Here is an 8,224-nt window from a genome sequence, read left to right as displayed (position 1 = left end):
CTGCCGGTGCGGTCGCCTGGACCGGAGCCTGTTGCACGGGCTGCTGCTGCACCGGAGCCGGGGCGGGCTGCGCGGTCGTGGCCGGCGTGGTGTCGACGTCGTCGTCCTTGGAGCCGCCGAGGCCCTTGAGATTGATGTTGTTCAGCTTGATCGGCTTGTCCGACAGGCCCGGCGCGACGATGGTCACGCAGTTGAGCGAGGCACAGTTGCGCGGCGTCTCGATGCGGATGTGCTGGCCCTCGATCTGGAACGAGATCGAATTTCCGCCGGCATGTGCGGCGGCGGTCGACGCGAGGAAGAGCGCGGTGGCGGCGATGGTGAGCTTGTTCATGACAACCTCCGAAATTGCGTGGTCCCGGTATGGACCGAAAGTCGCTGGTGGATGAAGCGTGGTTCGACCCTACGCTCAGCTGCTCAGGTGTTCTGTGATGGGCATCACAACGGATCGCGAGCGCCTGGGTGAGGCAGCGCACATTCAGCCGTGGTCCTTGCGTCCTAATCTCATCGCGACACGACAGGAGGCGCCGATGACCCGGCTTGTGACTTCGCTTGGCACATTGATCGCTTTGATGGCGGTCGTGCCCGCGGCCGAGGCCGGTTCCTATTCCTTCTCGATCGGCGGCCACCGCTTCCACGTCGAGGCGCCCAGGAGTTGCCGATCCGCGTCGTGCGTTTCGATTTCCTCCAATCGCAGCCTTCGGCCAAGGGAGGATGTCGACAGTAAGCCCGTTCCGCCGCCTGCGCCCGCGCCGGTCGCCCAAGTGCCGCAGCCGGTCTATCCAGTTGCTCCCGTCCGGCCGCCACAGGCGAACATTGTCGCGGCACCGCCGGCAGCTCCAGCCCCCGTCCTTGCCGCGACGACGGCGCAGCCGGTTATGCCGCCGCCCCCGCCAAGATCAGAGGCACCAATATCCGAGGCGCTGAGCCCCAATCCGCCACGGATTGAGTTGCCGCGCGCCGATCCGCCGAAGACAGTTACGCTCGATCCGCCGCGCATGGAGCCGCCGGTCGTTGCGCCGAGGATCGAGATCAAGCAGGCGGCACTAGTCGCACAGCGCAACGACGACGCGCCGGCCTATTCGCCGCTCGGCGAATGGGAAAGCCTGGGTGCCAAGGGCACTGTTCGGATCGAACGCTGTGGACCTGCATGGTGCGGTTTCGCGCTCACGGAGGCGTCAAACCGGGGTGAGAGCGTCCTCGTCAACATGAAGCCGAAGACGCACGAGGTCTGGACCGGCAGCATCTACAGTCGTTCCAGCGGCAGTACCTATTACGGAAGGATGACGCTGAAGAGCTCCGGCATGCTTCATGTCGAGGCCTGCGCGATCGGCCGCTTCTGGTGCTCGGGCAATGACTGGACGCGGGTCGAGGAGCCGCGCGAGAAACTGATCACGGCATCGCCGCAGTGGGGCGCACGGTCGTAGCTCGTCGATGGCGCAATGTTTGTCCCGCTCCTGCAAGAGGAGAAGGGAAGAGAGGTCTTCGACGCGCTTGATGAGCCTAGATCATGCCGAGCACGATGGCGCCGACGAAGGCCATGGCGAGGTACGCGGTGACAACGCTCAGTCTCCCGGCGAACGTCATGAGGTCCCTCCCTCAATGCGCACTGCTTACGCGCGACCTTATGGTTAACAGAAAGTATCTTTCCGAAAAAGTCAGCCTTGCTGTCGCTCAGGCCGGCCTAGGTTTCGGCGCGCGCCGGCCGGCATGGTTAAAGAATCATGAAATCAACGTGTTGAAGAGTCTTTAAGTAAATTCACCGAACGTGCGTTCATGACGCGCGGAGTTCGTTTGTATCTCGTCGGCTCCATCGTCCTTGTTTCGCTAGCGGGTTGCGGACGCGGCTTCTTCCAGGCCGAACGCGAACCGTGGCGGGCCGAGGCGGAAGCCGCTTGCCTGAAATCGGGCGCGGTGAAGGAGGGACCGGATCTCGTCCGGATCGACCCCATTTCCGGCCCCGGTCAGTGCGGCGCCGAATTCCCGCTCAAGGTCGCCGCCATCGGCGAAGCTTCCGGCACTTACGGTTTTGCCGACGAGCAACTGCGCCCGCCCGGCAGCATCGGCAACCAGCCGCGCTGGCCGGTGACGCAGCCGCGCTCGAGCTATCCGCAGAGCCAGAATAATCCGTCATCCTCCTATCCGTCGCGCTCGAACTATCCCGAAAGCGCGGTGCGTCAGCCGTCCGGCTACGGCACCTCGTCCGGGCCGATGTCGCTGAACGCGCCCGGCGTCGCGCCGGAAGAAGACGAGATCGATTTGCCGCCCGAGGGCACCGATGCTGCGGGGGCCTCCCGCTACATGAATGCGCCGAGCTATCCGGCACGGCCGGCAAACCCGGCGCCATACTCGCAGGCACCCGCACAGCAGCCGCTGCCGCGTCTTGGCCCGGCGCAGGGCAATCCCGTCACCGCGGTCGGTCCCGTTGCGATCAAGCCGACGGCGACGCTGGCCTGTCCGATCGTGTCCGAGCTCGACCGCTGGCTCGCCGACACCGTGCAGCCCTCTTCCATGCGCTGGTTCGGCGTCCGCGTCGCCGAGATCAAGCAGATATCCGCTTATTCCTGCCGCGGCATGAACGGTAACTCGCGCGCCCATATCTCCGAGCACGCCTTCGGCAATGCGCTCGACATCTCGGCCTTCGTGCTGGCCGATGGCCGCCGCGTCACCGTGAAGGACGGCTGGCGTGGCATGCCGGAAGAGCAGGGATTCCTGCGCGACGTGCAGGCAGGTGCCTGTGCGCATTTCACCACGGTGCTCGCGCCGGGCTCCAACGTCTATCACTACGATCACATCCACGTCGATCTGATGCGCCGCGCCAGCCGCCGCCTGATCTGCCAGCCCGCCGCCGTCTCAGGTGAAGAGGTTGCCGGACGTGCGCAGTCGCGCAGTCCCTATGCCAATGCGCGCGAGCCCTCGGTCACCGGTTCGCTCGGTGCGCGCAAGAGCATGGCGCGCAAGCGCGAGGAAGACGACTACGCCGACGATTAGACGGGATTGCCAGTAGTCCCGGATTGCGCGCTGCTCCATACGGGCTACGATCGCGCCGGCTTCGATGGTGCGGGGCCCAGCCCCATGCAGAGCTGCACCTCGCCGGGGACGTTGTAGGTGCGCATGATGTGGCGGCTGTCACGCAAGCCGGTCGCCTCGCGCTGCACCACGAACATCCAGAGTGCCCGGCCGGCTTCCATCACCAGCTTGCGTCTGGCCGACTGCGTCGAGGCGGTCATCTCCGCGTGCGCGTGGGCCGCGTCGAACTCGCGCAAACGCGTCAGGGCCTGTTCGAGCGTGCGGCCCATCCGTCCAAGCGCCGAGGCCTGTTCCTGGACGATCTCATAATGGAGGATATCGACTGGCGGGCGAAGATCACGAGACATGAGCGCAATATAGTGCGGCCGGATCGGCCTACGCAACGCGCGGACCGCTTGCCGCTACTTCGCCTTATATGCCGCCAGGAACATCCGCGCCGCGCTATCGACCACTTCGGTCATACGCTCTTCCGACGGTGCGGGGGCGGCCTGGAAGACGAAAGGCAGGAAGAGTGAAGCCTTGCACAGTTCCATGAACTGCGACGCCGCAAGGTCGCAATCGTCGATCTCGAGATCGCCGTAGGCAACACGGGTTTTGAGATAGTCGGAGAGGCGGTTGATGCTCTTGTCCAGCACCCGCGCATAATAGCGGCGGCCGACATCAGGCATGCGCTCGGCGATCGCCATCACGGTGCGGATCGCCGATCCGCCGCCGGGCCGGCAGAGCAGGTGGATGTAGGCTCGGCCGAACTCCTTCAGGGTGGTCTCGGCATCGCGCGCGGGATCGAAAGTGAACACGACCTGGCCGTGCTGAAGCGCCTCCTGCTCGAGGATGGCTTCGAACAGCGCGGTCTTGTCGGCGAAGTAGACGTAGAGCGTGCCTTTGGAGACCTGCGCCGCGCGCGCGATCTCGCCCATGCTGGCGCCGTCAAAACCGAGATCCATGAACACCTTGCGGGCCCCGTCGAGGATCTGGCGGCGCTTGGAACTGTCCTCCTCTTGGATGACGTGGAGATGTTCGTGGCCGGCTACAACCATTGGTTCAGGGTCTCGGTAGGTTTTCGAGTCGAGTCTGCGGCCATGAAACCCGAATAAAGGATTCTCGTCAGTAGGGTCCAGGGCGGGATTATTATGTATATTGACCGAACCGTTCGGTCAATGATATTTGGTTCAGCGAGTGGAGAACAGGCCGCACGCCTGCCGTCTCCTTGATCGCTTTTTTGGGGAGGCCTTTATGGCGGTATCGAGAGACCAGGCCGCGCGCGTCCTACGCCCTGAAGCGGTGGAGGAGCACGCGGGCGGTGATGTTGCGAGCGAGGGCTCTGCACCTCTGCGCGCGCCTGTGGCCGATGACGCCAAACGCCGCACCGGTGAGGCGCCGGAAAAGCCCGTGACCGGCAAGCCGGCCGCACCTGCGCCCGACGCACCCGCCGCCGGCGCTCCCAAATCCGGCAAGCGCAAGTTCGTCCTGATGGGCGTCGGTCTGGTGCTCGCGCTCGCCGCCGCGAGCTATGCCGGCTATTACACGCTGGTCGGCCGCTTCTACATCTCTACCGATGACGCTTATGTCCGCGCCAACAACACCATGCTGGGCGCGCGCGTTGCGGGCCACATCTCCTCGATCCTCGCCGGCGACAACACGCCGGTGAAAGCCGGCGACATCGTCCTCCGCATCGACGACGGTGATTACAAGATCGCGGTCGATGCCGCCGCGACCAAAATCGCGACCCAGCAAGCCACCATCGATCGCATCGGCCGTCAGGTCGCCGCGCTCGACAGCCAGGTCGCGCAGGCCAGGGCGCAGCTCGTCTCGGCCGAAGCGGGCCTCAAGCGGGCCGATCTCGACTATGAGCGCCAGCAGGCGCTGAGCAACAAGGGCTTTGCCTCGCGCGCTGTGTTCGAGAGCTCGGAAGCCGGACGCGATCAGGGCGCCGCCGCGGTCAAGGCCGCGCAGGCCGCCTACGACGTTGCCGTCAGCAATGTCGACGTCGCCAAGGCGCAGCAGGCCGAGGCGCAGGCCCAGCTCGCCGAGCTCAAGACTACGCTCGCCAAGGCCGAGCGCGACCTCGCCTTCACCGCGGTGCGTGCGCCGGTTGGCGGCACGTTCTCCAATCGCCTGGTCAACACCGGTGACTTCGTCGCGGTCGGCCAGCGGCTCGGCAACGTCGTGCCGCTCGACGACGTCTATATCGACGCCAATTTCAAGGAAACCCAGCTCAAGCGTATCCGTCCTGGCCAGCCGGTGACGATCAAGGTCGATGCCTACGGCATGCGCAAGTTCTCCGGCGTGGTCGACAGCATCGCCGCAGGCGCGGGCTCGGTGTTCACGCTGCTGCCGCCCGACAACGCCACCGGCAACTTCACCAAGATCGTGCAGCGCGTTCCGGTCCGCATCCGCGTGCCGAAGTCGGTGGCGAAGCAGAACCTGCTTCGTGCCGGCATGTCGGTCTATGCGACCGTCGACACCAACAAGGCCGCGGCCGACGCCGACAGCGAGGTCGATCTCGACGATCCCACCGCGATCCACCCGCAGTAAATAGCGACCTAGCGCTGCGAGGTCGGACCATGGCCAACGCCACCACTGCTTCACCTGCCACGATGACGGATCCCGCTTCGGAGCGCATCGCGCCGAAGCGGCTGTTCGCGTTCATCATCATGGTGTTCGGGATGTTCATGTCGATCCTGGACATCCAGATCGTCTCGGCGTCCCTCAGCGAAATCCAGGCCGGGCTGTCGGCGAGCTCCAGCGAAGTCGCCTGGGTCCAGACCGCCTATCTGATCGCCGAAGTCATCGCGATCCCGCTGTCGGGGTTCCTGTCGCGCGCCTTCGGCACGCGGCTGTTGTTCGCGATCTCGGCGGCGGGCTTCACCGCCTCGAGCCTGCTCTGCGGCTTTGCGACGACCATCGAGGAGATGATCCTCTGGCGCGCGCTGCAAGGTTTTCTCGGCGCCGGGATGATCCCGACGGTGTTCGCCTCGGCCTATACCGTCTTTCCGCGCTCCAAATTCCACATCGTCGGCCCCATCATCGGGCTGGTCGCGACCCTGGCGCCCACGATCGGGCCGACGGTCGGCGGCTACATCACCGATCTGATGTCGTGGAACTGGCTATTCTTCATCAACGTCGTGCCCGGCATCGGCATCACCATCGGCGTGCTGGCGCTGGTCGATTTCGACGAGCCGCATTTCGAGCTGCTCGACCGCTTCGACTGGTGGGGCTTGCTGTTCATGGCCGGCTTCCTCGGCACGCTGGAATATGTGCTGGAAGAAGGTCCGCAGCACGAATGGATGCAGGACACCTCGGTCGCGATCTGCGCCTGGATCTGCGCCATCTCGGCGATCGCCTTCTTCTGGCGCGTGTTCACGGCGGCCGAGCCGATCGTGAACTTACGCACCTTCTCCAACCGCAATTTCGCTGTGGGCTGTGTGCTGCAATTCTGCATCGGCATCGGCCTCTACGGCCTGACCTACATCTATCCGCGCTATCTCGCCGAGGTGCGCGGCTACAGCGCGCTGATGATCGGCGAGACCATGTTCGTCTCGGGCATCACCATGTTTCTGGTCGCACCGCTGGTCGGCCGGCTCATGGTGAAGGTCGACATGCGCTACATGATCGCGTTCGGCCTCGTCGTGTTCGCGATCGGCTCCTACCAGATGACCTGGATCACCCGCGACTACGATTTCTACGAACTGCTCGTGCCGCAGATCCTGCGCGGCGTCGGCATGATGTTCGCGATGGTGCCGACCAACAACATCGCGCTCGGCACGCTGGCGCCCGACAGGGTGAAGAACGCCTCGGGCCTGTTCAACCTGATGCGCAACCTCGGCGGCGCGGTCGGCCTCGCCGTCATCAACACTGTGCTCAACGACCGCACTGATCTGCACATCACCCGCCTGCAGGAGCGCGTGACCTGGGGCAACGCGACCGCGACCGAAACCCTGACCATGTTCATGCAGAAATTCCAGGGGCTCGGCGATTCCACGCTGATGGCGATGAAACAGCTCTCCCAGATCGTGCATCGCCAGGCCGTGGTGATGAGCTTCGGCGACGCCTTCTTCATCCTGACGCTGTTCTACCTCGGCCTCAGCCTGCTGGTGACGCTGCTGAACAAGCCGGCCGCCATGACGGGCGGCGGCGATGCGCATTGATGCTGCGCGCATCCCGCTAGCCACACATTCGGTGTCGTCGTCCGGCTTGACCGGACGATCCAGTATTCCAGAGGCCGGCGTTGGAGATCCCGCTCTCGCCACATCCGCTGCGACGTACTGGATCCCCCGCTTTCGCGGGGATGACGGCGGAGATTGAGGCGGCGGCGGGCGCGACAGCAGCCACCTCCGCAGACCAAATTGCAACACTCATCCGTGATCTCGCGCGAGCCCCGTTGCAAAGCGCGAGCGGCACATCTATAAAGCGCACCTCATTCAGTCGAACCGGGGAGAGATTTGCATGACTATGTCGCATTCGCAGATCGCGTGCCCGTGCTCGATGCTGTTCTGGCTCGGTAAGTGCTCGACCTCCTAGAGGTCCTTTCCGCCAGCTTCGATTGGGCTTCAAGTCCCGATCGTTCAACTTCCCAAGTCCAAGCCAACCCAAAGTGACGCCGTCTCGGCCTTCGCGGCCGGTTTGCGTCCATCGATGGAGCCAGCCTGCCCCAGAGGTGGCCGGATGATGTCATGACCGCTCTATCCAAGAAACCCGCTGCAATTCGCGTGGTGCTCGCAACACCATCGAGACCGCGCCGAGCGCCACGATGGCGCCGAATGCCACCAGCGCCGCGTGGCGCGCGTCGGGATCGGACGGGCCGCGCGTCAGCGTGTCGCAGCTTTCCTTGCTGCTGTGCCTGCGCGCCTCCGTGATCGGCGGCTCGGTGCTGCTGTGGATGTCAGGTCACGCCTCGCCCGGCGACGTCACCTATGTGCTGACGAGCTATTACATCATCCACGCATATTTGCGCGACGTCGGCATGCACATCAACGTGAGCGGCGGCCGCGTGATGGTCGACGGGCAGGACATCGCGCACGCCACGCAGCAATCGCTGCGCAGCCAGGTCGCGATCGTGCAGCAGGAGCCGATCCTGTTTCACCGTTCGCTCGCCGAGAACATCGCCTATGGCCGGCCGGCGCCAGCCTGGAGGCGATCGAGCAGTCGGCGCGGCTGGCGAACGCGCACGACTTCATCCTGCGCCTGCCGAAGGGCT

Annotated in this window: 6 protein-coding genes and 2 pseudogenes; 5 read left to right on the top strand and 3 right to left on the bottom strand. The window is 64.7% G+C overall.

What is annotated here, in order from left to right:
- Positions 1 to 331 (bottom strand): annotated as a pseudogene (locus MOV74_RS24870) (DUF2147 domain-containing protein); the annotation flags it as partial.
- A 196-nt stretch (positions 332 to 527) separates the two neighbouring features.
- Here MOV74_RS24870 and MOV74_RS24865 point away from each other — a divergent pair.
- Together MOV74_RS24865 and MOV74_RS24860 are read left to right on the top strand one after the other, a co-directional pair.
- Positions 528 to 1,424: a DUF2147 domain-containing protein gene (locus MOV74_RS24865; RefSeq protein WP_246928581.1), complete on the top strand. Its 897-nt coding sequence runs from the start codon at positions 528 to 530 to the stop codon at positions 1,422 to 1,424.
- A 349-nt stretch (positions 1,425 to 1,773) separates the two neighbouring features.
- Positions 1,774 to 2,988: an extensin family protein gene (locus tag MOV74_RS24860; protein ID WP_246928579.1), complete on the top strand. Its 1,215-nt coding sequence runs from the start codon at positions 1,774 to 1,776 to the stop codon at positions 2,986 to 2,988.
- A gap of 44 nt (positions 2,989 to 3,032) precedes the next feature.
- Here MOV74_RS24860 and MOV74_RS24855 read toward each other — a convergent pair whose 3' ends face one another.
- Entirely contained in the window at positions 3,033 to 3,374 is a 342-nt protein-coding gene (locus MOV74_RS24855; protein WP_246928577.1) for a DUF6665 family protein, read from the bottom strand.
- A 54-nt stretch (positions 3,375 to 3,428) separates the two neighbouring features.
- Positions 3,429 to 4,064, bottom strand: a complete 636-nt coding sequence (locus MOV74_RS24850) for a TetR/AcrR family transcriptional regulator (RefSeq protein ID WP_246928575.1) — start codon at positions 4,062 to 4,064, stop codon at positions 3,429 to 3,431.
- A gap of 196 nt (positions 4,065 to 4,260) precedes the next feature.
- Between MOV74_RS24850 and MOV74_RS24845 the strand changes: the two genes are divergently transcribed.
- From MOV74_RS24845 to MOV74_RS24835, 3 genes and pseudogenes are all read left to right on the top strand, one after another.
- Positions 4,261 to 5,562 carry an HlyD family secretion protein gene (locus tag MOV74_RS24845; protein ID WP_246928573.1) on the top strand — a complete coding sequence of 434 codons (1,302 nt, stop codon included), beginning with the start codon at positions 4,261 to 4,263 and terminating at the stop codon, positions 5,560 to 5,562.
- A 29-nt stretch (positions 5,563 to 5,591) separates the two neighbouring features.
- Positions 5,592 to 7,175, top strand: coding sequence for a DHA2 family efflux MFS transporter permease subunit (locus MOV74_RS24840; RefSeq protein WP_246928571.1), 1,584 nt, complete (start codon positions 5,592 to 5,594; stop codon positions 7,173 to 7,175).
- 662 nt (positions 7,176 to 7,837) lie between these two features.
- Positions 7,838 to 8,224: pseudogene (locus MOV74_RS24835) on the top strand (hypothetical protein); the annotation flags it as partial.

This window comes from Bradyrhizobium sp. SHOUNA76, from assembly GCF_023006445.1.
Lineage (GTDB): Bacteria > Pseudomonadota > Alphaproteobacteria > Rhizobiales > Xanthobacteraceae > Bradyrhizobium.
This window is presented reverse-complemented; position numbering and strand designations above follow the sequence as displayed.